Genomic DNA, 1660 nt, shown 5'->3' on the forward strand with positions numbered 1-1660 from the left:
AGTTATAATCCCATATTGACTGCGGTCATGCTTCGCCCCTACAAACATATTTGCAAAAATGAAATGCACCCGTCCGAATGATTGGTGATTAATTTATCAGGGAAAATGCAACACTTAACTCAGCACGATCTTCAAATTTTTTCTGGATGTCTACAGGAACTCTACAAAACTTGTAGCGTTGAGGATTTCTCATCTCATCTGCTGGCGATCGTCTCGAAGGTTATTTCCGCAGTAGATTATACCTACACCGCGCTTTCCTTCGAGAACAGCAAGACTACCACCCTCGACTATAAACCAGCCCCAGGGTTCGATCGCCTTGATACAGCGAATTTTGAGCAAGTTGCGCACCAGCATTTTTATGAAAACCCTCTAGTCGGTAATTATCTCCGAACTCGCGACCATCGAGCGCATAAGGTTTCAGACTTCTTAAACCAGCAGCAACTCCACCGTCTGGAAGGATTGTATGGAAAGCTGATGCAGCCTAGAGGAATCAAGGATCTGATCGCAGTTTCACTACCTCTTGCTTTGGCTGCTAAATCTGCGAGCAAACCCTACTCTGGACAAGACGATATTATTGCAATTACACTTTTGGGAGACCGGATTTTCACGGAGCGCGATCGCTATTTATTCAATTTACTGCACCCTCATCTGGTACAAGCCCAGCAAAACATGAATCAGTTTACCCAAATAGAACAGGAGTGGGTAGAACAGCGCCATACTCTGGAAGCATTGGGAATTATTTCTCTCAACGGAGATGCGCAAGTTCAATTCATGAGCGAACGAGCTTTGCATTGGCTGAAACAGTATTTTCAAGACTCACAATCTTCAACAAAATGTTTGCCAGACAACTTGCACCGATGGGTTAAATATCAGTTGTCGCTGGTAACACCAAGTGATGAAATTGCTGCACCTCATTTACCGCTAAAATTAGAACAGCAAGGAAAACAATTAGTTGTGCGCTTTCTGACAGAGCAACCGCTGGAAAAATATCTATTGTTGCTTGAAGAACAGGAGTTTTTAACTCTATCATCCGTATCTTTGGAATTGCTAGGCTTAACAAAGCGGGAAACAGAAGTATTGTTTGAGGTGACGCAAGGTAAGACTAATCCAGAAATTGCGGCAACACTGAGCCTGAGCATTGGTACAGTCAGAAAGTATTTAGAACATATCTACTCAAAGCTGGGAGTACAGACTCGTGCGGAGGCTGTAGTAAGTGCTTTGAAACAGCTTGGGACACTGGGTTAAAGTTGGAAATTACTAGACATCTTGCACTCATTTGTAAATTATCTTCAAAAATATCTGCGTTTATCTGTGTTTATCTGCTTGACATCTGCGGTTCCTGTATAAATGAATGATTTATGCAAGAGGTCTACTGATTGCAGTCGCAGAGGAGTTGTGAGGATGGATCGGAATTCCGACTTCTTGGTTGAATCGGATTGTTTGCCAAAAGCGATTTCTATCTCTATTTTGTTACTTTAGCTAGAGCCAAAAATCATGTCAAATATTGTTAATCCAGGAGAGCTCGATCCGACGGCCCAGATTAATGAGGAGTCGATCGCAATTACCGTTCTTCCTCAACAAAACGGGCGTTGCGTTAGAATCAGTGGGTGCATCTCATTTTGGCAAGGGCGAAGCATTTCGGCACATAATTTATGAGTGA

General features: G+C 42.8%; 2 protein-coding genes. Both read left to right on the forward strand.

The window, feature by feature from the left end:
• Positions 1–105: 105 nt before the first annotated feature.
• Positions 106–1245, forward strand: coding sequence for a helix-turn-helix transcriptional regulator (locus QT974_RS34135; protein ID WP_333472782.1), 1140 nt, complete (start codon positions 106–108; stop codon positions 1243–1245).
• A gap of 249 nt (positions 1246–1494) precedes the next feature.
• Complete coding sequence (locus tag QT974_RS34140) at positions 1495–1656, forward strand: hypothetical protein (RefSeq protein ID WP_333472783.1); 162 nt, start codon at positions 1495–1497, stop codon at positions 1654–1656.
• The last annotated feature ends 4 nt before the right edge of the window (positions 1657–1660 follow it).

The organism is Microcoleus sp. BM001215392 (assembly GCF_036700185.1).
GTDB lineage: Bacteria > Cyanobacteriota > Cyanobacteriia > Cyanobacteriales > Microcoleaceae > Microcoleus.